The 24,068-nt window shown below is 70.0% G+C and carries 17 protein-coding genes, 1 tRNA gene and 2 pseudogenes; 19 read left to right on the forward strand and 1 reads right to left on the reverse strand.

The annotated features are described in order from the left end of the window. Positions 1-290 precede the first annotated feature (290 nt). From QE410_RS07375 to QE410_RS07445, 15 genes and pseudogenes are all read left to right on the forward strand, one after another. A complete protein-coding gene (locus QE410_RS07375) occupies positions 291-554 on the forward strand; it encodes a phosphoribosyl-ATP diphosphatase (RefSeq protein ID WP_055837422.1) in 264 nt (87 codons plus the stop codon). Between the two features lie 43 nt (positions 555-597). Further along, positions 598-1,440: an ATP phosphoribosyltransferase gene (hisG, locus tag QE410_RS07380; protein WP_307329961.1), complete on the forward strand. Its 843-nt coding sequence runs from the start codon at positions 598-600 to the stop codon at positions 1,438-1,440. Next, positions 1,440-2,204, forward strand: a complete 765-nt coding sequence (gene hisF, locus QE410_RS07385; protein WP_307329965.1) for an imidazole glycerol phosphate synthase subunit HisF — start codon at positions 1,440-1,442, stop codon at positions 2,202-2,204. The genes hisG and hisF overlap by 1 nt, the downstream gene beginning before the upstream one ends. After that, positions 2,201-2,539, forward strand: a complete 339-nt coding sequence (gene hisI / locus QE410_RS07390; protein WP_307329968.1) for a phosphoribosyl-AMP cyclohydrolase — start codon at positions 2,201-2,203, stop codon at positions 2,537-2,539. Before hisF ends, hisI begins: the two co-directional genes overlap by 4 nt. Further along, positions 2,539-3,126 (forward strand): Trp biosynthesis-associated membrane protein, encoded by a 588-nt coding sequence (locus QE410_RS07395; protein ID WP_307329971.1) that lies wholly within the window; start codon positions 2,539-2,541, stop codon positions 3,124-3,126. The genes hisI and QE410_RS07395 overlap by 1 nt, the downstream gene beginning before the upstream one ends. A gap of 313 nt (positions 3,127-3,439) precedes the next feature. Beyond that, positions 3,440-3,670, forward strand: coding sequence for a DUF6704 family protein (locus QE410_RS07400; protein ID WP_058233246.1), 231 nt, complete (start codon positions 3,440-3,442; stop codon positions 3,668-3,670). Between the two features lie 2 nt (positions 3,671-3,672). Beyond that, entirely contained in the window at positions 3,673-4,449 is a 777-nt protein-coding gene (gene trpC, locus QE410_RS07405; protein ID WP_307329974.1) for an indole-3-glycerol phosphate synthase TrpC, read from the forward strand. After that, entirely contained in the window at positions 4,446-5,798 is a 1,353-nt protein-coding gene (trpB, locus tag QE410_RS07410; RefSeq protein WP_307329978.1) for a tryptophan synthase subunit beta, read from the forward strand. The genes trpC and trpB overlap by 4 nt, the downstream gene beginning before the upstream one ends. Then, positions 5,795-6,586, forward strand: a complete 792-nt coding sequence (trpA, locus tag QE410_RS07415; RefSeq protein WP_307329981.1) for a tryptophan synthase subunit alpha — start codon at positions 5,795-5,797, stop codon at positions 6,584-6,586. The genes trpB and trpA overlap by 4 nt, the downstream gene beginning before the upstream one ends. A gap of 10 nt (positions 6,587-6,596) precedes the next feature. Next, a pseudogene (gene lgt / locus QE410_RS07420) lies at positions 6,597-7,602 on the forward strand (prolipoprotein diacylglyceryl transferase). A gap of 52 nt (positions 7,603-7,654) precedes the next feature. Next, positions 7,655-12,232 (forward strand): glutamate synthase large subunit, encoded by a 4,578-nt coding sequence (gltB, locus tag QE410_RS07425; protein WP_307329984.1) that lies wholly within the window; start codon positions 7,655-7,657, stop codon positions 12,230-12,232. Then, complete coding sequence (locus QE410_RS07430; RefSeq protein ID WP_058233252.1) at positions 12,225-13,691, forward strand: glutamate synthase subunit beta; 1,467 nt, start codon at positions 12,225-12,227, stop codon at positions 13,689-13,691. The genes gltB and QE410_RS07430 overlap by 8 nt, the downstream gene beginning before the upstream one ends. 55 nt (positions 13,692-13,746) lie before the next feature. Continuing rightward, positions 13,747-15,193 (forward strand): annotated as a pseudogene (pyk, locus tag QE410_RS07435) (pyruvate kinase). Between the two features lie 76 nt (positions 15,194-15,269). Further along, a tRNA-Leu gene (locus QE410_RS07440) sits at positions 15,270-15,350 on the forward strand. A gap of 59 nt (positions 15,351-15,409) precedes the next feature. Then, on the forward strand, positions 15,410-16,030 hold the full coding sequence (locus QE410_RS07445) for an ANTAR domain-containing response regulator (protein WP_115918621.1): 621 nt from the start codon (positions 15,410-15,412) through the stop codon (positions 16,028-16,030). 170 nt (positions 16,031-16,200) lie between these two features. Here QE410_RS07445 and QE410_RS07450 read toward each other — a convergent pair whose 3' ends face one another. Next, positions 16,201-16,632: a hotdog fold thioesterase gene (locus QE410_RS07450; RefSeq protein ID WP_307329988.1), complete on the reverse strand. Its 432-nt coding sequence runs from the start codon at positions 16,630-16,632 to the stop codon at positions 16,201-16,203. Between the two features lie 65 nt (positions 16,633-16,697). Between QE410_RS07450 and polA the strand changes: the two genes are divergently transcribed. The 4 genes from polA to QE410_RS07470 all read left to right on the forward strand — a co-directional run bounded on the left by polA (position 16,698) and on the right by QE410_RS07470 (position 23,685). Further along, complete coding sequence (polA, locus tag QE410_RS07455; protein ID WP_307329991.1) at positions 16,698-19,334, forward strand: DNA polymerase I; 2,637 nt, start codon at positions 16,698-16,700, stop codon at positions 19,332-19,334. 93 nt (positions 19,335-19,427) lie between these two features. Continuing rightward, a complete protein-coding gene (locus QE410_RS07460; RefSeq protein WP_307329993.1) occupies positions 19,428-21,104 on the forward strand; it encodes a DUF885 domain-containing protein in 1,677 nt (558 codons plus the stop codon). A 179-nt stretch (positions 21,105-21,283) separates the two neighbouring features. Continuing rightward, positions 21,284-22,354, forward strand: coding sequence for an LLM class flavin-dependent oxidoreductase (locus QE410_RS07465; protein WP_307329996.1), 1,071 nt, complete (start codon positions 21,284-21,286; stop codon positions 22,352-22,354). Next, complete coding sequence (locus QE410_RS07470) at positions 22,351-23,685, forward strand: MFS transporter (protein WP_307329998.1); 1,335 nt, start codon at positions 22,351-22,353, stop codon at positions 23,683-23,685. Before QE410_RS07465 ends, QE410_RS07470 begins: the two co-directional genes overlap by 4 nt. Positions 23,686-24,068 lie beyond the last annotated feature (383 nt).

Here is a 24,068-nt window from a genome sequence, read left to right on the forward strand (position 1 = left end):
CTGCGCGCCCGGCCCCCGGCACCCGGATGCCACGACCCCACGGCGCCGCCGGGGGCCGCGCCGCACCGCGCGCCCCACGCCGCCGCCCGGGGCCGCGCCGCGCAACGCACCCCAGCCGCCGCCCGGCGCCGCGCCGCACCCCGCACTCCACGCCGCGCCCGGGGCCGCGCCGCACCACGCACTCCACGGCCCCGCCGGGGACCGCGCTGCACCACCGGCCCCCCGGCAGCGCCGGCCCGCGTCGCCCCCCGCGGCACCGTCCACCCCCGCCGACCCGATACCCTGGATGCGTGAAGACCTTCGACGACCTGTTCGCGGAACTCAGCGCCAAGGCCGTCGAGCGACCCGAGGGGTCGGGCACCGTCGCGCAGCTCGACGCCGGCGTGCACGCCATCGGCAAGAAGATCGTCGAAGAGGCCGCCGAGGTGTGGATGGCCGCCGAGTACGAGTCCGACGCTGCGGCCGCCGAGGAGATCTCGCAGCTGCTGTACCACCTGCAGACGCTCATGCTCGCGAAGGGCCTGTCGCTCGAAGACGTCTACCGACATCTCTGAGCCCGCGCCCCGCCCCGCTCACCCCAACACGAAAGCCCCCGTCATGCTGCGCATCGCCGTGCCGAACAAGGGGTCGCTCGCCGAGACCGCCGCCGAGATGCTCTCGGAGGCCGGGTACACCGGACGACGCGACTCGAAAGACCTGTACACCGTCGACCCCGTCAACGAGGTCGAGTTCTTCTACCTCCGTCCGCGCGACATCGCGACCTACGTCGGCTCCGGCGCGCTCGACGTCGGCATCACCGGCCGCGACCTGCTGCTGGATGCCCGCATGCCGGGCGCGCGCGAGGTCGAGTCGCTCGGTTTCGCGGGCTCGACCTTCCGCTTCGCCGGCCGCCCGGGCCGCTTCACCGATGTGAGCGACCTGCAGGGCCTGCGCGTCGCGACGGCGTACCCGGGCCTGGTCGACGCGTTCCTCGACGAGCGCGGTATCGCCGTCGACATCGTGCCGCTCGACGGCGCGGTCGAATCGGCCGTGCAGCTCGGAGTGGCGGATGCCGTGGCCGACGTCGTCTCCACCGGCACGACGCTGCGACAGGCGGGGCTCGAGATCTTCGGCCCCGTCCTGCTCGAGAGCGACGCCGTGCTCATCGCCGGCCCGAACGAGGTCGAAGGAACCGAGACGCTCCTGCGGCGTCTTCGCGGCGTGCTCGCCGCGCGTAAGTACGTGCTCATCGACTACGACCTGCCGGCCCACCTGGTCGAGCAGGCGATCGCCGTGGCGCCCGGCCTGGAGTCGCCGACGATCTCGCCGCTGCGCGACCCCGAGTGGGTGGCCGTGCGCGTGATGAGCCCGCGCCGAGACGTGAACCGCGTCATGGACGAGCTGTACGCCATCGGTGCGCGCGCCATCCTCGTCACCGAGATCCTCGCCGCGAGGCTCTGATGACCCTCGCGCGTCGCGTCATCCCGTGCCTCGACGTCGCGGCCGGCCGCGTCGTCAAGGGCGTGAACTTCCTCGACCTGCGCGACATGGGCGACCCCGTCGAGCTCGCCGAGCTCTACTTCGAGCAGGGCGCCGACGAGGTCACCTTCCTCGACGTCACCGCCACGGTCGACGAGCGTTCGACCACCTACGACGTGGTGCGCCGCACCGCGGAACAGGTGTTCATCCCGCTCACCGTCGGCGGGGGAGTGCGATCGGCCGACGACGTCGCGCGCCTGCTCGCGGTCGGCGCCGACAAGATCGGCGTGAACTCCGCCGCGATCGCCCGCCCCGCGCTGATCGGCGAGATCGCCGACCGGTTCGGGGCGCAGGTCGTCGTACTGTCGCTCGACGTCAAGCGCGCGGCATCCACCCCCTCCGGGTTCGTCGTGACCACACACGGTGGCCGCACCGAGACGACGCTCGACGCCCTCGAGTGGGCGCGCGAGGCCGTCGAGCGCGGCGCGGGTGAGCTGCTGGTGAACTCGATCGACGCCGACGGCACCAAGCAGGGTTTCGACCTCGAGCTCGTCCGCCTCATGCGCCAGGTCGCCGCGGTCCCGGTCATCGCCTCGGGCGGCGCGGGGGAGCTGGAACACTTCGCCCCTGCCATCCACGCCGGCGCCGACGCCGTGCTCGCGGCATCCGTCTTCCACTCCGGGCAGCTGACTGTCGGACAGGTGAAAGAGGCGATGGCCGCCGAGGGGATCGAGGTGCGCCGATGAGCGTCGACCGCGTGACCTACAACGCCGACGGCCTGGTCCCCGCCGTCATCCAGCAGTTCGACTCGCGCGAAGTGCTCATGATGGGGTGGATGGATGCCGAGGCCCTGAACCGCACCCTCACCACCGGCCGCGTGACGTTCTGGTCGCGCTCGCGTCAGGAGTACTGGCGCAAGGGCGACACCTCGGGCCACTTTCAGCTGGTGAAGGGTGCGCGCCTCGACTGCGACGGCGACACCCTGCTCATCGAGGTCGACCAGATCGGCGCGGCCTGCCACACCGGCGACCACACGTGCTTCGACGCCGACGATCTGCATCCGGTCGTGGGGGAGCGCTGATGCGGCGCGCCCGCTCCACGGCGGTGCTGGGCATGCTGTTGGCCGGAGCGGTCGGTGTCATCGCGTCGACGCAGACGTGGATCGACGTCACCCTCGACGACGGCGCGCAGCAGACCCTCGCGGTCGCGGGCGCCGAGGCCTTGCCGGTGCTCACCCCGCTCAGCCTCGCGGCGCTCGCGCTCGGGGCCGCTCTCTCGATCGTCGGTCCGGTGCTGCGCTACGTCTTCGGCGTGCTCGGCGCGATGATCGCCGTCCTGACCGGCGTCGGAACGGCCCAGGTCGTCTTCGCGACACCGGTCTCGGCGACGGCGGCCACCGTGACCGACGCCACCGGCATCTCGGGAACGGATGCCGTCGCCTCGCTCGTGACGGACCTCTCGCTGACACCGTGGCCCGCCGTGACGCTGCTGGCCCAGGTGCTGCTCGCCGCCGCGGCCGTCTTCACCCTCGTCACCGCGCGTCGCTGGACGTCGGGAGCGAGCCGCAAGTACCGCACGGCCACCGAGGCGGGGGCCGACACGGGTCGCCCGCACGACGCGATCGACTCGTGGGACGACCTCTCCCGCGGCGACGACCCCACGGCCTGACGACCTTGTCGTCGGCCAGGGCGACGGCCGCGCTCGAGAGTTGTACGCGAGAAACGCCATCGGCGTGCAGAAACGGCACGAGCGCGCGTGTGTCGCCGTCGATGGCGTTTCTCGGCGGGAACGGCGCACGCCTCCGCGCCGGAACCGCGCACGCCTCCGCGCGGGAACCCCGCACGCCTCCGCATGGAATCCCCGCCCGCGCCGGCGCCGCCGACCTCGCGACATCGAGACGTCGACGCCGGGACCGGCCTCGCGTTTCGATAGACTGATCGGACGCTTTCCCCCGCGCCCGCGCGCGACTGTAAGGAGCCCCATGAGCAACCCCATCGGCGATCCCGGCCACGGACACTCGCCCGCCGCCTGGACGGCCGTGATCATCATGCTCGTCGCGATCACGCTCGGCACGCTGTTCTTCTGGTTCGACATGCCGGTGCTCGTGTGGGCGTCGGTCGGTCTGCTCGTCGTCGGCGCGATCGTGGGTTGGGTCATGACCAAGGCCGGTTACGGCGCGAACGGCGCGAAGTCCAACCCGAAGGCGCACTGACCGTGCTGGCCGATCTCACGGCCGGAGCGGTTGAAGATGCCGAGCAGCGCGCCGAGACGCGTTCGCTCGCCGACGTCGAGCGCGACGCCCTGGCGCAGACGCCCGCGCGAGACGCGCTGGCCATGCTCGCCCCCGCCGACCGGGTGAAGATCATCGCAGAGGTCAAGCGCGCGAGCCCCTCGCGCGGCGACCTCGCCGCGATTCCCGACCCCGCTCGTCAGGCGCGCCTGTACGAAGAGGGCGGCGCTTCGGCCATCTCGGTCCTGACCGAAGGACGCAAGTTCAAGGGAAGCCTCGCCGATCTCGAGGCCGTGCGCGCCGCCGTGAGCGTGCCGGTGCTGCGCAAAGACTTCCTCGCCACGCCCTACCAGGTGCTCGAGGCCCGTGCCTCCGGCGCCGACCTCGTGCTGCTGATCGTCGCGGCGCTCGATCAGAAGACGCTCACCGAGCTGTACGCACTCTCGACCGAGCTCGGTATGACGGCGCTCGTCGAGACGCACTCGGCCGACGAGCTCGAGCGCGCCAAAGATCTCGGTGCGAAGCTCATCGGCGTCAACGCCCGTAACCTCTCGACGTTCGAGCTCGACCGCGACCTGTTCGGCTCGCTCGCCGACCGCTTCCCGGGCGACGCCGTCAAGATCGCCGAGTCCGCCGTGCTCGCGCCCGCCGACGTCGCCCACTACCGCGCCGCGGGCGCCGACGTCGTGCTCGTGGGCGAGGCCCTCGTCACCGGCGACCCCGTCGCCACGCTCCGCGCGTTCCTCCAGGAGGGTTCATGACCACGCCTCTGCGCGACCAGCCGACGAGCCTGCGGGCGCAGAAGGGGCCGTTCTTCGGCGACTTCGGCGGCCGGTACATGCCCGAGTCGCTCATCGCCGCCATCGACGAGCTGACCGAGGTCTACGAGTCGGCCATGGCCGACCCGGCTTTCCACGCCGAGCTCACCGCACTGCTGCGCGACTACGCGGGCCGGCCCTCGGCGCTGACCGAGGTGCCCCGCTTCGCCGAGCACGCCGGCGGTGCCCGCGTCTTCCTCAAGCGCGAAGACCTGAACCACACCGGCTCGCACAAGATCAACAACGTCCTCGGTCAGGCCCTCCTCACCAAGCGCCTCGGCAAGACCCGCGTCATCGCCGAGACCGGCGCCGGCCAGCACGGTGTCGCCACCGCCACCGCAGCCGCGCTGTTCGGTCTCGACTGCGTCATCTACATGGGCGAGGTCGACACCGAGCGTCAGGCCCTCAACGTCGCGCGTATGCGCCTGCTGGGCGCCGAGGTCGTGCCCGTCACGACCGGGTCTCGCACCCTGAAAGATGCGATCAACGAGGCCTACCGCGACTGGGTCGCCTCGGTCGAGACGACCAACTACATCTTCGGCACCGCCGCCGGTCCGCACCCGTTCCCGGCGATGGTCCGCGACTTCCAGAAGATCATCGGTGAGGAGACGCGCGCCGAGTTCCTCGAGCGCCTCGGTCGGCTTCCGGATGCCGTGTTCGCCTGCGTCGGCGGCGGATCCAACGCCATCGGCATGTTCGACGCCTTCCTCGACGACCCGAGCGTCGCGCTGTACGGCGTCGAGGCCGCCGGCGACGGCGTCGACACCCCGAAGCACGCGGCATCCATCGGTCGCGGTCGCCCCGGCGTCCTCCACGGCGCGCGCACCTACGTGCTGCAGGACGAAGACGGTCAGACCACCGAGTCGCACTCGATCTCAGCCGGCCTCGACTACCCGGGCGTCGGCCCCGAGCACGCGTGGCTCGCCGACCTCGGTCGCGCGCAGTACATACCGGCGACCGACGACGAGGCGATGCAGGCACTGCGCCTGCTGTCGCGCACCGAGGGCATCATCCCGGCGATCGAGTCCGCCCACGCCCTGGCCGGAGCCCTGCGCATCGGTCGCGAGCTGGGTCCGGATGCCGTGATCGCGATCAACCTGTCCGGTCGCGGTGACAAAGATATGGACACCGCGGCGCGCTACTTCGACCTTTACGACGCCGAGCACGCGCCGGAGGTGGCGGAGGGCCGGGGCCAGACGCGTGCCGCCGAGGCCGTGGCATCTGCTGACGGCTCACCCGTCGACGTCGTGCCGGGGCCCGACGCCGCAAGTGGCGCGGGGGTCGAGCTGTGACCTCGCGCGTCTCGGCGGCCATCGACGCCGCCCACGCCGAGGGCCGCGGCGCCTTCGTCGGCTACCTGCCCGCGGGATTCCCCGATGTCGCCACCAGCATCGAGGCGGCCGTCGCCCTCGCCGAGGCGGGTGTCGACGTCATCGAGCTCGGCCCGCCCTACAGCGACCCCGTGATGGACGGTCTGGTCATCCAGGAGGCGACGCAGACGGCACTCGCGAACGGGTTCCGCATGCGCGACCTGTTCACGATCATCCGCGAGGTCACGGCGCGCACCGACGTTCCCATCCTCGTCATGACCTACTGGAACCTCGTCGAGCAGTACGGGGTCGATCGCTACGCCGACGAGCTCGTCGCTGCGGGCGGCGCGGGTCTGATCACGCCCGACATCACCCCTGACGCCGGCAGCGCGTGGATCGCGGCGAGCGAGCGTACGGGACTCGATCGTGTCTTCCTCGCCGCCCCCACCTCGTCCGACGAGCGCCTGAAGATGATCGTCGAGGCCTCCACCGGCTTCGTCTACACGGTCTCGACCATGGGGATCACAGGGGAGCGGGCGCAGCTGGATGCCGCCGCCCGCGGCCTCGTCGAGCGTCTGCGCACGTTCGGCGTGCAGCACGCGTGCGTGGGCATCGGCATCTCCAACGCCGATCAGGTCGCGGGCGTCGTCGACTACGCCGACGGCGCGATCGTCGGCACGGCGCTGGTGAAAGCACTGCGTGACGCCGGGGTCGACGGCCTGTCGACGCTCGCGCGCGAGCTGTCCGCGGGCACCGCGCGCCGCGCCTAGACTCGTTCGCATGACGTTCGCCCTCTCGAGCGCCGCCTCCGGCGTGCTCGCCAGCATCCCGAGCCCGACGATCTCCTACGTCGATCTCGGTCCGCTCCGCATCCACTTCTACGCCCTGTGCATCGTCGCGGGCATCATCGTGGCGATCCTCCTCACCAACGCGCGCCTGACGCGTCGGGGCGCCGAGAAGTGGGTCGTCATCGACATCTGCCTGCTGGCGGTTCCGCTCGCGATCGTGGTGGCACGCATCTACCACGTGGTCACGCATCTCGGCTTCTACTTCGGTCCGGGCTCCAACCCGTGGAACATCACGCAGCCGGGTTCGGTGTGGGCGATCTGGGAGGGCGGCATCGCCATCTACGGCGCCCTGATCGGTGGCGCCATCGGTGCGATCCTCGGCTGCAAGTGGACCGGCATCCGGTTTCTGGACCTTCGCCGACGCCGTCGCCCCCGGCCTCATCATCGCGCAGGCGATGGGCCGCTTCGGCAACTGGTTCAACCAGGAGTTGTTCGGTCAGCCCACCGACCTGCCGTGGGGTCTCGAGATCGCCGCGGGCAATCCGGCCATCCCCGTCGGACTGCCATCCGGCACGCTTTTCCAGCCGACCTTCCTCTACGAAGTCGTCTGGAACCTTCTCGGTGCCGCTGTCATCCTGTGGGCCGGTAAGCGCTTCGGGCTGCAGTGGGGAAAGCAGTTCGCGATCTACCTCGTGTGGTATTCCGCGGGCCGTATCGCCTGGGAATCCATCCGTATCGACCCCAGCGACATCATCCTGGGTCTGCGCACCAATGTCTGGGCCGCCATCTTCGGCGTCGTGCTCGGCGTCGTCATCTTCCTCGTGCAGTCGCGTCGTCACCTCGGTCTGGAGCCGTCGCCGTACGTGCCGGGGCGCGAGAACACGGCTGCGGGGGCTGTAGACTCAGGCGACCCCTCTGACTTCGTCGATGTGAGCGAGCCGCCCGCGACGAGCAGCACCGTCGGCACCAGCGCCACAAGCAGCTCCGCGACGAACTAATACCTGGGCCGACGTCGTCCCATCCCGAAGCATCAACGTGAGGACGGTTGATATGGCTTCCAGCCTGCGTTCCGACACCGTCGGAGGCTCATTCCCGGCCCGACAGGGAATGTACGACCCGTCGTTCGAGAAAGACGCCTGTGGCCTCGCCATGGTCGCCACTCTCCGCGGCGAAGCCGGTCACGACATCATCGATCTGGCGCTGACGGCGCTGCGCAACCTCGAGCACCGCGGTGCCATCGGCTCCGACGCGGGCACCGGTGACGGTGCCGGCATCCTGACCCAGATGCCCGACGCGTTCCTGCGCGCCGTCGTCGACTTCGACCTGCCGCCGGTGGGGGAGTACGCCGCCGGCATGGTCTTCCTGCCTCTCGGCCACGACGAGCGTGCCGCGATGAAGAGCGGGATCGAAGAGATCGCGCGCCACGAGAACCTCGAGGTGCTCGGCTGGCGCGGGGTGCCCGTCGAACCCGAGAACCTCGGCAAGCTCGCGTACGACGCGCGACCCGCCTTCGAGCAGCTGTTCGTCTCGCGCCCCGCCGTCGGCGATCAGCCCGCGCTGTCGGGCATCGCGCTCGATCGCCGCGTGTACCGGTTGCGCAAGCGCGCCCGCCGCGAGCTCGAGGCCTACTTCGTCTCGCTGTCCAGCCGCACGCTCGGCTACAAGGGCATGGTCACGACGCTGCAGCTCGAGCCGTTCTACCCCGATCTGCAAGACGAGCGCTTCGCCTCTGAGCTCGCCGTCGTGCACTCGCGGTACTCGACCAACACCTTCCCGTCGTGGCCGCTCGCGCAGCCGCTGCGCATGCTCGCGCACAACGGTGAGATCAACACCGTCAAGGGCAACCGCAACTGGATGCGCGCCCGTCAGTCGCAGCTCGAGTCCGAGCTGATCGGCGACGTGCGCCCGCTGCTGCCCATCTGCACCGAGGGCGCCAGCGACTCGGCATCCTTCGACGAGGTGCTCGAGCTGCTCACGCTCACCGGGCGCAGTCTGCCCCACGCCATCATGATGATGGTGCCCGAGGCCTACGAGAAGCAGGCGACGATCGCCCCCGATCTGCGTGCCTTCTACGACTACCACTCCATGCAGATGGAGCCGTGGGACGGCCCCGCCGCGCTCATCTTCACCGATGGGACGCTCGTGGGCGCCACCCTCGACCGCAACGGTCTGCGTCCGGGCCGGTGGACCGAGACCACCGACGGCCTCGTCGTCATCGGGTCCGAGACCGGTGTGCTCGACTTCGCGCCCGAGCGCATCAAGCGCCGTGGGCGCCTGCAGCCCGGTCGTATGTTCCTCGTCGACACGGCCCAGCGCCGCATCGTCGAAGACGAAGAGATCAAGGCCGAGCTCGCCGCCCTGCAGCCCTGGCAGGAGTGGCTCGACAAGGGCCGCGTCAAGCTGAGCGAGCTGCCCGAGCGCGAGCACATCGTGCACCCGATCGCCTCGATCACCCGCCGCCAGCGCACCTTCGGCTACACCGAAGAAGAGGTGCGCATCCTGCTGACCCCGATGGGTCAGGGTGGTGCCGAGCCGCTCGGCGCCATGGGCAGTGACGCACCGGTCGCGGTGCTCAGCGACCGCCCGCGCCTGCTGTTCGACTACTTCTCGCAGCAGTTCGCCCAGGTGACCAACCCGCCGCTCGACTCGATCCGCGAAGAGGTCGTGACCTCGCTGTCGCTGGGCCTCGGCCCCGAGCGCAACCTCCTCGACTGGGGCCCCGAGCACACCCGTACGGTGACGCTCGACTTCCCCGTCATCGACAACGACGAGCTCGCCAAGATCCAGCACATCGACACGGCCCTCCCGGGTCGGTCGTCGGTGACGATCCGTGGCCTCTACCGCGTCGAGGCCGGTCACAAGGGGCTCCAGAAGCGCCTCGTGCAGATGTGCTCCGAGGTCGACGCGGCCATCGAAGACGGCGCCGAGTTCATCGTGTTGAGCGACCGCGACTCCAACAAAGACCTCGCTCCCATCCCGTCGCTGCTCATGCTCGCGGCCGTGCACCACCACCTCATCCGCAAAGAGACCCGCATGAAGGTCGGTCTCGTGGTCGAGGCCGGCGATGTGCGCGAGGTGCACCACGTGGCCACCCTCATCGGCTACGGCGCCTCGGCGGTCAACCCGTACCTGGCGATGGAGACGGTCGAGTACCTCGTGCGCGCCGGTTTCATCACGGGCGTCACGCCCGAGAAGGCCGTCAAGAACCTGATCTACGCGCTCGGCAAGGGCGTGCTCAAGATCATGTCGAAGATGGGCATCTCGACCGTGTCGTCGTACGCGGGCGCCCAGGTGTTCGAGGCGGTGGGCCTGTCGCGCGAGTTCGTCGACGCCTACTTCACCGGTACGGAGTCGAAGCTCGGCGGTGTCGGGCTCGACATCATCGCGGCCGAGAACGCCGCGCGCCATGAGTACGCCTACCCGCAGGATGCGGCCGCCCGGGCGCACGAGCGCCTCTGGACCGGCGGCGAGTACCAGTGGCGCCGCGACGGTGCCCCGCACCTGTTCAACCCCGACACGGTGTTCCGCCTGCAGCACGCCACGCGCGAGCGCCGGTACGACATCTTCCGCGAGTACACGCAGCTCATCGACGACCAGGCGCACGAGCTCAAGACGCTCCGCGGGCTCTTCGGCCTGCGCACGGGTCTGCGTCCCGCGGTGCCGATCGACGAGGTCGAGCCGGTCTCGGCGATCGTCAAGCGGTTCTCCACCGGCGCGATGAGCTACGGCTCCATCTCGCAGGAGGCGCACGAGGTCCTCGCCGTGGCGATGAACCAGATCGGCGGCAAGAGCAACACCGGCGAGGGCGGCGAAGACGTCGACCGGCTCCTCGACCCCACGCGGCGCAGCGCCATCAAGCAGGTGGCATCCGGTCGCTTCGGTGTGACGAGCCTCTACCTCACCGAGGCCGACGACATCCAGATCAAGCTCGCCCAGGGCGCCAAGCCCGGCGAGGGCGGTCAGCTGCCGCCGACCAAGGTGTACCCGTGGGTGGCGCGCACGCGTCACGCGACCGCGGGCGTCGGGCTCATCTCACCGCCGCCGCACCACGACATCTACTCGATCGAAGACCTCAAGCAGCTCATCTTCGACCTCAAGCGCGCCAACCCCAAGGCCCGTATCCACACCAAGCTCGTCAGTCAGTCGGGCATCGGTGCGGTCGCGGCCGGTGTGGCCAAGGCGCTGAGCGACGTCATCCTGGTCTCGGGGCAAGACGGCGGAACGGGTGCGAGCCCGATGAACTCGCTCAAGCACGCGGGCACGCCGTGGGAGCTGGGCCTCGCCGAGACCCAGCAGACGCTCATGCTCAACGGCATGCGCGACCGCGTCGTCGTGCAGGTCGACGGTCAGATGAAGACCGGACGCGACGTCATCATCGGCGCCCTGCTCGGCGCCGAGGAGTTCGGCTTCGCCACCGCGCCGCTGGTGGTCTCGGGCTGCATCATGATGCGCGTGTGCCACCTCGACACCTGCCCCGTGGGCGTGGCGACGCAGAACCCCGTGCTGCGCTCGCGCTTCACCGGCAAGGCCGAGTACATCGTCAACTTCATGGAGTTCATCGCGCAGGAGGTGCGCGAGTACCTCGCCGCCCTCGGCTACCGCTCGATCGACGAGATCGTCGGGCGCTCGGAGCTGCTCGATGCGAATGAGGCGATCCAGCACTGGAAGGCGCGCGGTCTCAACCTCGCACCGATCCTCGAGGGACCCCGTTTCGCCGACGACGAGCCGCGCCGCCACGCGCGCAACCAGGACCACGAGCTCGAGGACCACTTCGACGTGCAGCTCATCGAGCGCGCGCAGGACGTCATCGCGCACGGCGGCCAGCTGACGGTCGACCTGCCGATCCGCAACACCGCCCGTGCGGTGGGGACTATGCTGGGCCACCACGTCACCAAGGCGCGGGGCGAGCACGGTCTGCCCGAGAACTCGATCGACGTGCGCCTGACCGGCTCGGCCGGGCAGTCGTTCGGCGCCTTCATGCCCGCGGGCATCACGCTGCGCCTCGAGGGCGACTCGAACGACTACGTCGGCAAGGGCCTGTCGGGCGGCACCATCGTCGTGCGCCCGCCGCGCGGGTCGTCGTTCGCGGCCTCCGAGAACGTCATCGCCGGAAACGTCATCGGCTACGGCGCCACGCAGGGACAGATGTTCCTGGGCGGTGTCGTGGGCGAGCGGTTCCTCGTGCGAAACTCCGGCGCCACGGCCGTGGTCGAGGGCGTGGGCGACCACGCGCTCGAGTACATGACCGGTGGCCTCGCCGTGATCCTCGGCGCCACGGGCCGCAACCTCGGCGCCGGCATGTCAGGCGGACAGGCCTACGTCTACAAGCTCGACCGCGACCTCGTGAACCGCGAGGCCATGGCATCCGGTGAGCTCGTGCTCGGCACCCTCGGATCCGGGGATGCCGAGATCCTCCGCGACCTGCTCGAGAAGCACGTCGCCGAGACCGATTCCACGCTCGCTCGTCGTCTGCTCGACGACTTCGAGGCCGAGGTGGACAATTTCGTCCGGGTGCTGCCGCGTGACTACGCCGCTGTGCTGCAGACCCGCCAGGAGGCGGTCGCCGAGGGGCTCGACCCCGACGGCGACGTCGTCTGGACGCGCATTCTGGAGGTGACGGGTGGCTGACCCGAAGGGCTTTCTCAAGACCACGGAGCGCGAGCTCCCCAAGCGTCGACCGGTGCCCGTGCGCATCATGGACTGGAAAGAGGTGTACGAGCCGGGGGATTCGGCCGTCATCCGTCGCCAGGCCGGTCGCTGCATGGACTGCGGCATCCCGTTCTGTCACAAGGGCTGCCCGCTCGGGAACCTGATCCCCGAGTGGAACGACCTGACGTGGCGCGGCGAGGGCCGCTCCGCGATCGAGCGCCTGCACGCGACGAACAACTTCCCCGAGTTCACCGGACGCCTGTGCCCCGCGCCCTGCGAGAGCTCGTGCGTGCTCGGCATCAACCAGCCGGCCGTCACGATCAAGCAGGTCGAGGTCTCGATCATCGACGAGGCGTTCGCCAACGGCTGGGTCGAGCCCGAGCCGCCGGAGCGTCTGACGGGCAAGACCGTCGCCGTCGTGGGCTCCGGCCCCGCCGGCCTCGCCGCGGCCCAGCAGCTCACGCGCGCCGGCCACACGGTCGCGGTGTTCGAGCGCGACGACCGCATCGGTGGTCTCATGCGTTACGGCATCCCCGACTTCAAGATGGAGAAGCGCCACCTCGAGCTGCGCCTTCGCCAGATGCAGGCCGAGGGCACGCGCTTCCGCGCCGGCGTCGAGATCGGCAAGGACATCTCGTGGAGCGATCTGCGGGCGCGCTATGACGCTGTCGTGGTGGCCACCGGCGCCACGGTGCCGCGCGACCTGCCGATCCCGGGCCGTGACCTCGACGGCGTCCACTACGCCATGGAGTACCTCGTCGAGGGCAACAAGGCCGTCGCGGGCGACCAGATCCCGCAGCAGATCACCGCAGAGGGCAAGCACGTCGTCGTCATCGGCGGTGGCGACACCGGCGCCGACTGCATCGGCACCGCGCACCGCCAGGGTGCGCTGAGTGTGACGAACCTCGCGATCGGCAAGCAGCCGCCGTCGGAGCGCCCCGCCGAGCAGCCCTGGCCGATGATGCCGAACCTGTTCGAGATGGCATCGGCCCACGAAGAGGGCGGGGAGCGCACGTTCCTCGCCTCGACCGTGGAGTTCCTCGGCAATGCCGCGGGCGAGGTACGTGCCCTGCGGGTGGCCGAGACCGAATACGTCGACGGCCGTCGCGTGCCCAAGAGCGGCACCGAGCGCGAGATCCCGGCCGACCTCGTGCTCATCGCGATGGGCTTCACCGGTCCGGAGCGCGAGCACCTCGAAGACCAGCTCGGGACGCAGTTCACCGGACGAGGCAACGTCGAGCGCGACGCCACGTACGCCACGACGACGCCCGGTGTGTTCGTCGCCGGTGACGCGGGCCGCGGCCAGTCGCTCATCGTGTGGGCCATCGCCGAGGGCCGCGCGGCCGCCGCCGAGGTCGACACGTTCCTCATGGGCGAGACGGTGCTTCCCGCGCCGGTGCGCCCGACCGATGTCGCCATCGGCCTCCTGCCCGCCTAAGCTGGCAAGGGCCGATCGGCCACTTCCCGAAAATCCTCACGGAGCTTGAAAACGGATGAGACGCGCCAAGATCGTCGCAACACTCGGGCCCGCCACGTCGTCGTATGAGATGGTTCGCGCCATCATCGACGCCGGGGTGGACGTCGCCCGCCTCAACCTGAGCCACGGAGACTACTCCGTGCACGACGCCAACTTCGCCAATGTGCGCAAGGCCGCAGAGGACGCCGGCCGCCCGGTCGCCGCCCTCGTCGACCTGCAGGGCCCCAAGATCCGCCTCGGCAAGTTCGAGAACGGCCCCCACGACCTGCTGCCCGGTGACATCTTCAAGATCACCGTCGAAGACATCCTCGGCACCAAGGAGATCGTCGGCACGACGTTCAAGGGCCTGCCCCAAGACGTCAAGCCCGGTGACTTCCTGCTCATCGACGACGGCAAGGTGCGCGTGCGCGTCGTCGAGACCGACGGCACCGTCGTGACGACCGAGGTCGTCGTGGGTGGTCCCGTGTCGAACAACAAGGGCATCAACCTCCCCGGCGTCGCCGTCAACGTCCCCGCCCTGAGCGAGAAGGACGAGTCCGATCTGCGCTGGGGTCTGAAGGCCGGCGCCGACCTCATCGCGCTGTCGTTCGTGCGCGACGCCTCAGACATCGTGCGCGTGCACGAGATCATGGCCGAGGAGGGGCGCTACGTGCCCGTCATCGCCAAGATCGAGAAGCCGCAGGCCGTCGACAACCTCGAGGAGATCATCGACGCCTTCGACGGCATCATGGTCGCCCGTGGCGACCTCGGCGTCGAGCTGCCGCTGGAGGCCGTGCCGATCGTGCAGAAGCGCGCGGTCGAGCTGGCCCGTCGCATGGCCAAGCCCGTCATCGTCGCGACGCAGATGCTCGAGTCGATGATCAGCAACCCGGTGCCCACGCGCGCCGAGACCTCCGACGTCGCCAACGCGGTGCTCGACGGCGCGGACGCGGTCATGCTCTCGGGCGAGACCAGCGTCGGCGACTACCCGGTGGTCGTCGTCGAGACGATGGCGCGCATCGTCGAGTCCACCGAGGAGCACGGTCTCGAGCGCATCGCGCCGCTGACCAACAAGCCCCGCACCCAGGGTGGCGCCATCACCCTCGCCGCCGTCGAGGTCGCGGACTTCGTCGAGGCGAAGTACCTCTGCGTCTTCACCGAGTCGGGCGACTCCGCCCGCCGCATGTCGCGCCTGCGTTCGACCATCCCCATGATCGCGTTCACGCCCGAGCCCGGTATCCGCCGTCGCCTGGCGCTGACGTGGGGCGTGCGCTCGACGCTGGTCGAGCACGTGTCGCACACCCGACAAGATGTTCCTGCAGGTCGACGACTACCTGCTCTCGCACGACCTTGCCAAGGTCGGCGACAAGGTGGTCGTCATCTCCGGTTCCCCTCCCGGAATCGCCGGTTCCACCAACGACCTGCGCGTGCACCGCGTGGGCGACGCCGTGCACGGCGCGGCACCCGGGTACCAGGAGGTCTGATCCCTCGCGACGCGCGCCGGTGCGAACCGGCGCGCGTCGTGGCGTTCCCCCTCGATAGGGTGGGAGCGCAACACTTGCCGGTGTGGCGGAATGGCAGACGCGGGGCACTCAAAATGCTCTGTCGAAAGACGTGTGGGTTCGAGTCCCACCACCGGTACCCGTACAGCATCCCGTGCGATCCAGGGCTTGTCGCCCTTCCAGACTTAGGATGGTTCCGTGACTGATCAAGAAGCCGTTCCCGCCAACGCCCCCGCGGCTCCGCGCCGCGTCGTCGTCGCGGAAGACGAGTCGCTCATCCGCCTCGACATCGTCGAGATCCTCCGCGACAACGGCTTCGACGTCGTCGGCGAGGCCGGCGACGGCGAGACCGCCGTGCAGCTGGCCACCGAACTCCGCCCCGATCTCGTGATCATGGACGTCAAGATGCCGCAGCTCGACGGCATCAGCGCCGCCGAGAAGCTCAGCAAGAATCACATCGCCCCCGTCGTGCTGCTCACGGCGTTCAGCCAGAAAGAGCTCGTCGAGCGCGCGAGCGAGGCCGGCGCCCTGGCGTACGTGGTCAAGCCCTTCACGCCCAACGATCTGCTGCCGGCGATCGAGATCGCCCTCGCCCGCTACGAGCAGATCATCACGCTCGAGGCCGAGGTCGCCGACATGGTCGAGCGCTTCGAGACCCGCAAGCTCGTCGACCGCGCCAAGGGCCTGCTGAACGAGAAGATGGGCCTGAGCGAGCCCGAGGCGTTCCGCTGGATCCAGAAGGCGTCGATGGACCGCCGCCTCACCATGCAAGACGTCGCGAAGGCGATCATCGAGCAGCTGGCCCCCAAGAAGGCCTGACGAGACTCGTCGTGAAATGGATGCCACCGCGGTGGCATCCATTTTTCGTGTGCGGGGGAGTGGGGTGCGGTGGCCCCGCGCGCTCAGGTGGCTGAGCCTGTCGAAGCCACCGGACGCACACGCGGGTTCCGGGCCCTTCGACGAGTTCAGGGTCCTCCCGCAACCTCGCGTCAGGCCTGGGGGGCGTCTTTGATCATGTTCGTGATCCGCACGGTCGAGCAGCGGCGACCCTGCTCGTCGGTCACGGCGATCTCGTGCACCGTGAGCGAGCGACCGAGGTGGATCGGCGTGCAGACGCCGGTCACGATGCCCGACGTCGCCGAGCGCGTGTGTGTGGCGTTGATGTCGATGCCGACGGCGAGGCGACCCGCGCCCGCGTGAAGATTCGCCGCCATCGACCCGAGCGATTCGCCGAGCACGACGTATGCGCCGCCGTGGAGGAGCCCGACGGGCTGCGTGTTGCCCTCGACGGGCATGGTGGCGACGCAGCGCTCGACGGTGAACTCGACCCACTCGATGCCCATCTTCTCGGCGAGGGCGCCCATTCCGCGCTGCTTCGCCCAGTCGAGACCGGAGGTGTTGCCGTGGGAGGTGGAAGTCATCGTCGCCTTCGTGGTGAATCGGCGCAGGCCGGGGGAGTGTCCGAGGTTCTCGTTACGCTGGAGGGGTGACGGATGCCGAAAAGCCTACTCTCCTCGTCGTCGACGGCCATTCGCTGGCGTACCGGGCGTTCTACGCCCTGCCGGTCGACAACTTCTCGACGAAAGACGGCCAGCACACCAACGGCATCTACGGCTTCCTGTCGATGTTCGTGAACCTGGTCAAGGCCGAGAAACCGACGCATCTCGCGGTCGCCTTCGACACGTCGCGGCAGTCGTTCCGCACGCAGCAGTACGCCGAGTACAAGGCCAACCGCAGCGAGTCGCCCGTCGAGTTCAAGGGGCAGATCCCTCTGCTGCAAGACTGTCTGCGCGCGATGGGCGTGCCGGTGCTGACGAAAGAAGAGGTCGAGGCCGACGACATCCTCGCCACCCTCGCCACGCAGGGCGAGGAGCAGGGCTACACCGTGCTGGTGTGTTCGGGCGACCGCGACACCATCCAGCTCGTCAACGACGACATCACGCTGCTGTACCCGAACGTGCAGGGCGTCTCTCAGCTCAAGCGCTACGACACCGACGCGGTCATCGAGAAGTACGGATTGCCCCCCGCGCAGTACCCCGAGATCGCCGCTCTCGTCGGTGAGACCAGCGACAACCTCCCCGGCGTGCCGAAGGTCGGCGAGAAGACGGCCGTGAAGTGGCTCACCCAGTGGGGATCGCTCGAAGCGCTGCTCGACAACGCCGACAAGATCACCGGCGTGGTGGGCAACAATCTGCGCGAGCACCTCGACGGCGTGAAGCGCAATCGCGCGCTCAACCGCCTGCTGCGCGACGTCGAGCTGCCCGTCGGTCCGGGCGACCTCGAGATCAAGCCGCTCGACGCGCAGGCCGTGCGCGACATCTTCGCGCGACTGGAGTTCCGCACGCTGCTGCCGCGGGTGTTCGACGCGCTCGGCGGCGACGCGGGCGAGGTCGAAGAAGCGCGGCCCACCGCCACCGCCCCGGCCCCGACGCGCCTCGACGCCGACGCCCTGGCGGCGTGGGCGGCGGCAGCCGACGGCTCCGTGGGCGTCACGCTGACCCTGGTCGGCGCCGCACCCGTGCAGATCGGGCTCGCCTCGGCATCCGCCGCGGTCGAGGCCGACTGGTCGCCGGCGGTGCGCGACGCGCTGGCCGGGTGGCTGGCATCCGATGCCCCCAAGGTGTTCGCCGACGCGAAGCCGCAGCTGAAGGCCCTCGCGAAAGAGGGCGTGACGGTGGGCGGGGTCACCTTCGACGTGATCCTGGCCGGATGGCTCGTGCGCCCGAGCTTCCCCGACAAGACGCTCGGCGACCTCGTCGAGCGCACCCTCGACGAGAAGCTCCCGGTGGCCGACCCGACGCAGCTCGTCCCCGAGACAGAGGGGGCGACACCCGGGCAGCTGTCATGGTTCACGCGACGGGTGGCCGAGGCGCAGCGCGCCGAGATGCCCGAGCGGGTCGCCGAGGTGCTCGATGACATCGAGATGCCGACGCTCACCGCCCTGGCCGACATGGAGCTCGCCGGCGTGGCCGTGTCGCACGAGAAGCTCGCCGGGTTCTCGGCCGAGTTGGGTGCCCGCGCCGACGCCCTGGCGCGCGATGCGTACGCCGCCATCGGGCACGAGGTGAACCTCGGCTCGCCGAAGCAGCTGCAGGAGGTGCTGTTCGACGAGCTGCAGTTGCCGAGAACCCGCAAGACGAAGAGCGGGTACACCACCGATGCCGCAGCCCTCGCCGATCTGCAAGAGAGCGCCCCGCATCCCTTCCTCGACCTGCTGCTCAAGCACCGCGAGGCGACGAAGCTCAAGCAGATCATCGACGCGCTCGACACCGCGACCGGCGCGGATGGACGCATCCACACCACGTACGTGCAGACCGGCAGCCAGACGGGCCGCCTCTCCAGCACCGACCCGAACCTCCAGAACATCCCGATCCGTACCGAAGAGAGCCGGCGTATCCGCGCGGCGTTCGAAGTCGGCGAGGGCTACGAGACGCTGCTGACGGCCGACTACTCGCAGATCGAGATGCGCATCATGGCGCACCTGTCGGGCGATCCGGGGCTGATCGAAGCCTTCAACTCGGGCGAAGACCTGCACCGCTTCGTCGGCGCGCGGGTGTTCGGCGTCGAGCCGTCCGAGGTGACCCCCGCCATGCGCACGAAGGTCAAGGCCATGTCGTACGGCCTCGTCTACGGCCTGTCGGCGTTCGGGCTGTCGAAGCAGCTGCGCATCGAGCAGTCCGAGGCTAAGAAGCTGATGCTGGAGTACTTCGCCCGCTTCGGCGCGGTGCGCGACTACTTGCGCGGATCCGTCGAGCAGGCCCGCCAAGACGGCTACACCGAGACGATCTTCGGCCGTCGGCGCCCGTTCCCCGACCTGACGAGCATGAACCGCGTGCTGCGCGAGAACGCCGAGCGCGCCGCGCTGAACGCGCCCATCCAGGGCAGTGCCGCCGACATCATGAAGGTCGCGCTGTTCCGTATCCGAGACGAGCTGGCATCCGCGGGACTGCGCTCGCGCGTGCTGCTGCAGATCCATGACGAACTCGTCGTCGAGGTGGCGGCGGGGGAGTGGGATGCCGTGGAGCAGATCGTGCGCGCACGCATGGCCGACGCGGCCGAGTTGACTGTGCCGCTCGACGTGCAGATCGGCCGTGGCGGCGACTGGGACGAGGCGGGGCACTGAGGCGAGGGGGCGCTGACTTCCAGCCCGCGCCGCCGTGCCGGGATCCGTCGTCCGGGGTGTGCGCGCCCGACCACGCTTCCCTAGGCTCGGAGGATGACTGACGCACAACGCACCCCCACGCCGATCGACACGATCGCGGACGCGTGGGTCGACACCCTGGCCGAGCGCGAGCCGACGCTCGCGACTTACATCGGGCGCTTCGAGCACAACGGACGCTTCGGCGACTACAGTCCCGAGGGCGCCGACGCTCTGATCGCAGACGCCCGGGCCGCCAAGGCCGCCCTCGACGCCGCGGAAGCGGTCGACCCCGTCGACACCGTCACGAAGATGGACCTCTCCCGCGAGCTCGATCTGCTGATCGAGAAGCACGAGGCCAAGACGCATCTGCGCGACCTGAACGTCATCGCCTCTCCCGCGCAGGACATCCGGTCGACCTTCGACCTCATGCCCACCGCGACCGTCGACGACTGGGCGACGATCTCGGTGCGACTCAAGGCCCTCCCGGCCGCCATCGACGGGTACGTCGCGACGCTGCGCCGCGGTATCGCCGAAGGCGTCGTGCCGGCTCGCCGCCAGGTGCGCGAGGTCGTCACGCAGATCGCGCGCTACACCGCCGACACGGGGTTCTTCGCCGAGTTCGTCGGCGACGCCGCTCCCGACGAGGGCCAGCTGCCGGCATCCCTCGCCCGCGACCTGTCGACGAACGCCAACGCCGCCCGTCTGGCGTACGACGCGCTGGCGAGCTTCCTGTCGTCGGAGCTGGCCCCGGCCGCGGGCGACTCGGATGCCGTCGGGCGGGAGCTGTACGCCCTGCACTCGCGCCACTTCCTCGGGGCCGAGATCGACCTCGACGAGACCTACGAGTGGGGCGTCGAGGAGCTCGCGCGCATGGTGGCCGAGCAGGAGGCGATCGCGAACGAGATCCTCCCGGGCGCCGGCGTCGAAGAGGCGGTGGCGTTCCTCGAGAACGACGAGTCGCGCAAGCTCCGCGGCACGGCGGCGCTGCAGGAGTGGATGCAGCGCACGAGCGACGAGGCCGTCGAAGAGCTCGGACGCACGCACTTCGACATCGCCGAGCCCATCCGCCGCCTCGAGTGCATGATCGCGCCCACGAAGGAGGGCGGGATCTACTACACCGGTCCGACCGACGACTTCTCGCGGCCGGGGCGTATGTGGTGGTCGGTGCCCGAGGGCGTCGACACCTTCGACACCTGGCGCGAACTGACGACGGTTTATCACGAGGGCGTTCCGGGCCATCACCTGCAGATCGCGCAGGCAGTGTACAACCGCGCCCAGTTGAACTCGTGGCGGCGGCTGCTCGCCGGCACGAGCGGGCACGCCGAGGGCTGGGCGCTGTACGCCGAGCGCCTCATGGAGCAGCTCGGCTACCTCGACGACCCCGCCGACCGCCTCGGCATGCTCGACGGACAGCGCATGCGCGCCGCCCGCGTGGTGCTCGACATCGGTGTGCACCTGCAGAAGCCGCGCCTCGACGGCACCGGCACCTGGGACCACGACTACGCGCTGGCGTTCATGCGGAAGAACGTCAACATGAGCGAGGAGTTCGTGCGCTTCGAGGTGAACCGCTACCTCGGGTGGCCGGGCCAAGCGCCGTCGTACAAGGTCGGCCAGCGCATCTGGGAGCAGGTGCGCGACGAGGAGCAGGAGCGCCGCGGCGCCGACTTCTCGATGAAGCGCTTCCACACCCGCGCCCTCGACATCGGCGGCGTCGGTCTCGACACGCTGCGCGCGGCGCTGGCATCCGCGTGATCTTCCGGAGGGGCATCGCCGCGGCGGTGCCCCTCCGACGGTCCGGTCGTCGTGACGTCGTCGGTTGTCGCGTCGGTCGAGCGGCTCCCTCGGCGCCTACGGCGCCTGACACCTCTCGCGATGCGGGGGAATACCCTCCCGTCCCGTAAAGTTCATGCATCCGAATGCAAGGAGACCCCATGGGCGACCGTCCCCTCGAGCTCGGGCTCGACACCTTCGGAGACATCTCGCGCGGCCCCGACGGGTCGCTGCAGTCCGACGCCCAGACGATCCGCAACGTCGTCGAGCAGGCCGTCCTCGCCGATCAGGTGGGCCTGTCGTTCTTCGGCGTGGGGGAGCACCACCGCAAGGACTTCGCGGTGACCAGCCCCGAGATCGTGCTCGCGGCCGCCGCGGCCCGCACGACGAGCATCCACCTGGGCACCGCCGTGACCGTGCTCTCGAGCGACGACCCCGTGCGGGTCTACGAGCGCTTCGCGACGCTAGATGCCGTGTCGAACGGTCGCGCCGAGGTCATCCTCGGTCGCGGGTCGTTCATCGAATCGTTCCCGCTCTTCGGCTATGACCTCGCCGACTACGAGCAACTGTTCGAAGAGAAACTCGAGCTGTTCTCGCTGCTGCGCGACGAGAAGCCCGTCACCTGGTCGGGACGCACGCGCGCAGGGCTGCAGGATGCCGATGTGTACCCGAAGACCGAGAAGGGGCTGACCGCGTGGGTCGGCGTCGGCGGGTCTCCCGAGTCGGTGGTGCGCGCCGCGCGCTACGGCTACGGCCTCGTGCTCGCCATCATCGGCGGGTCGTCGGCGCGGTTCCGTCCGTACGCCGACCTCTACCGTCGGTCGCTGCAAGAACTGGGCAGGCCGCAACTGCCCATCTCCGTGCACTCGCCCGGGCACATCGCCGAGACCGACCAGCAGGCGTGGGACGAGGCGTACGAGGGCGTCGCCGAATTGAACACCACGATCGGACGCGAGCGCGGCTGGCCGGCCTACAACCGCCTGCGCTTCCAGCAAGACGTCGGCCCCGACGGGGCGATGTACATCGGCTCGCCCGAGACCGTCGCACGCAAGATCGTCGCGACGGTGCAGGCGTTGGGGAACACCCGCTTCCAGCTGAAGTTCGCCAGCGGCTCCATCTCGCACGACCGCCTCATGTCGAGCATCAAGCTCTACGGCACGCGCGTTCTGCCGCTCGTGCACGAGATGCTCGCCGATGCTCCCGCAGGCGCCGACTCCGCCGGCATCCGGTGAGCACGACGACCGACACCATCCGGGTGTCCGAACGCCTCGACGCCCTGCCTTTCACCCGTCGCCACGGGCGGATCCTCGGTGGATCGGGGCTGGGGTGGGCCCTGGATGCCATGGACGTGGGGCTCATCTCGTTCGTCATCGCCGCGCTCAGCGTGCAGTGGCAGCTGGCCCCGACCGAGGCGTCGTGGATCGCATCGGCCGGCTTCGCCGGTATGGCGATCGGTGCGAGTGTGGGCGGGCTCCTGGCCGACCGTTTCGGTCGCCGGCACGTCTTCGCATTGACGCTGCTCGTCTACGGCCTCGCCACGGGCGCGAGCGCGCTCGTCGGGGGGCTCGCGGCTCTGCTCGTGCTGCGTTTCATCGTGGGGCTCGGGCTCGGCGCCGAGCTGCCGGTCGCCTCCACCTACGTCAGCGAGTTCGCCCCGGCGCGTATGCGCGGCCGGTTGATCGTCTTCCTCGAGGCGTTCTGGGCGATCGGGTGGACCGCCGCAGCGCTCATCGGCTATCTCGTCGTACCGGCGTCGGCCGACGGGTGGCGCTGGGCGTTCGCGCTCGGGGCGATCCCCGCGGTCTACGCGCTGATCGTGCGCTGGGGACTCCCCGAATCACCGCGTTGGCTCGCCTCGCGGGGCCGAAACGCCGAGGCGATAGTGATCGTGCGCGATCTCGAGGCCGCGGCGGGTCGCATCGCGCTGGAGGCGTCGACGGAAGGGGTCTCGGCATCAGCCCCGGCAGCCCGGCCGAGGGTGAGCGCCCTGTGGGCACCCGCGCTGCGAGCGCGCACGGCGAGCCTGTGGGTGCTGTGGTTCTGTGTGAACTTCTCGTACTACGGCGCCTTCATCTGGATCCCCACGATCCTCGTCGCGCAGGGCTACGACCTCGTGCGGTCGTTCGGGTTCACCCTCATCATCACCCTCGCGCAGCTGCCCGGCTACGCCGTGGCCGCGTGGCTCATCGAGGCGTGGGGGAGACGTGCGACCCTCGCGACGTTCCTCGCCGGCTCCGCCATCGCGGCGGTGCTGTTCGGCACCGCGTCGGGCGAGACGGCCGTCATCGCCACGGGCATGATGCTGTCGTTCTTCAACCTCGGCGCCTGGGGGGCGTTGTACGCCGCCACCCCGGAGACCTACCCCACCGCTCTGCGGGCGACGGGTGCCGGCTGGGCGGCCGGGATCGGGCGCATCGCATCGATCCTCGCGCCCCTCGCGGTGCCGCCACTGCTCGGCCTCGGCGGCGCGCCGTTGCTGTTCGTCGTGTTCGCGGCGTTCTTCGCCGTCGCGGTGGTGGCGGCGCTGTTCCTGCGCGAGCAGCGTGGGCGGTCCCTGGCGTAGGCCTGCTCGGGCTCGTGGCGGGTTCGGGCTCGGGCTCGGGCTCGGGGCGGGGTCGGGTTCGGGGCGGGGTCGGGTTCGGGGCGGGGTCGGCTTCGGGTTCGGGGCGGGACCGGCGCCGTGGGGCGGGGGATCCGCGCTCCCTCGGCCGAGAGTGCCCACCCGGCCGAAAGCGCGCCGAACGATGCGCGGGTGCACGCCCGGTCTCGGTCCCGCTGGCGCGCGGCCGGTGCCTGTGTGCCGGCATCGGGGATCGGGGCGGATTCTGCCTTTCGGGGCGGGAGATTCTCGCCCCAACCGGCGGAATCCGCCCCAATCCGGGGTGCCGGCCGCCCGGCGCGCCCCGAACGGCGGCACGCGCCCCGAACCGCACGAACGGCGGCGCG

The organism is Microbacterium sp. SORGH_AS_1204, assembly GCF_030818935.1.
Taxonomy (GTDB): Bacteria; Actinomycetota; Actinomycetes; order Actinomycetales; family Microbacteriaceae; genus Microbacterium.

Bases quoted from the DNA above. Each gene is read 5' to 3' on its own strand.
- hisG (WP_307329961.1), top strand. From the start codon at position 598: ATGCTGCGCATCGCCGTGCCGAACAAGGGGTCGCTCGCCGAGACCGCC.
- hisF (WP_307329965.1), top strand. From the start codon at position 1,440: ATGACCCTCGCGCGTCGCGTCATCCCGTGCCTCGACGTCGCGGCCGGC.
- hisI (WP_307329968.1), top strand. From the start codon at position 2,201: ATGAGCGTCGACCGCGTGACCTACAACGCCGACGGCCTGGTCCCCGCC.
- QE410_RS07395 (WP_307329971.1), top strand. From the start codon at position 2,539: ATGCGGCGCGCCCGCTCCACGGCGGTGCTGGGCATGCTGTTGGCCGGA.
- QE410_RS07400 (WP_058233246.1), top strand. From the start codon at position 3,440: ATGAGCAACCCCATCGGCGATCCCGGCCACGGACACTCGCCCGCCGCC.
- trpB (WP_307329978.1), top strand. From the start codon at position 4,446: ATGACCACGCCTCTGCGCGACCAGCCGACGAGCCTGCGGGCGCAGAAG.
- gltB (WP_307329984.1), top strand. From the start codon at position 7,655: ATGGCTTCCAGCCTGCGTTCCGACACCGTCGGAGGCTCATTCCCGGCC.
- QE410_RS07450 (WP_307329988.1), bottom strand. From the start codon at position 16,632: ATGACTTCCACCTCCCACGGCAACACCTCCGGTCTCGACTGGGCGAAG.
- QE410_RS07460 (WP_307329993.1), top strand. From the start codon at position 19,428: ATGACTGACGCACAACGCACCCCCACGCCGATCGACACGATCGCGGAC.
- QE410_RS07465 (WP_307329996.1), top strand. From the start codon at position 21,284: ATGGGCGACCGTCCCCTCGAGCTCGGGCTCGACACCTTCGGAGACATC.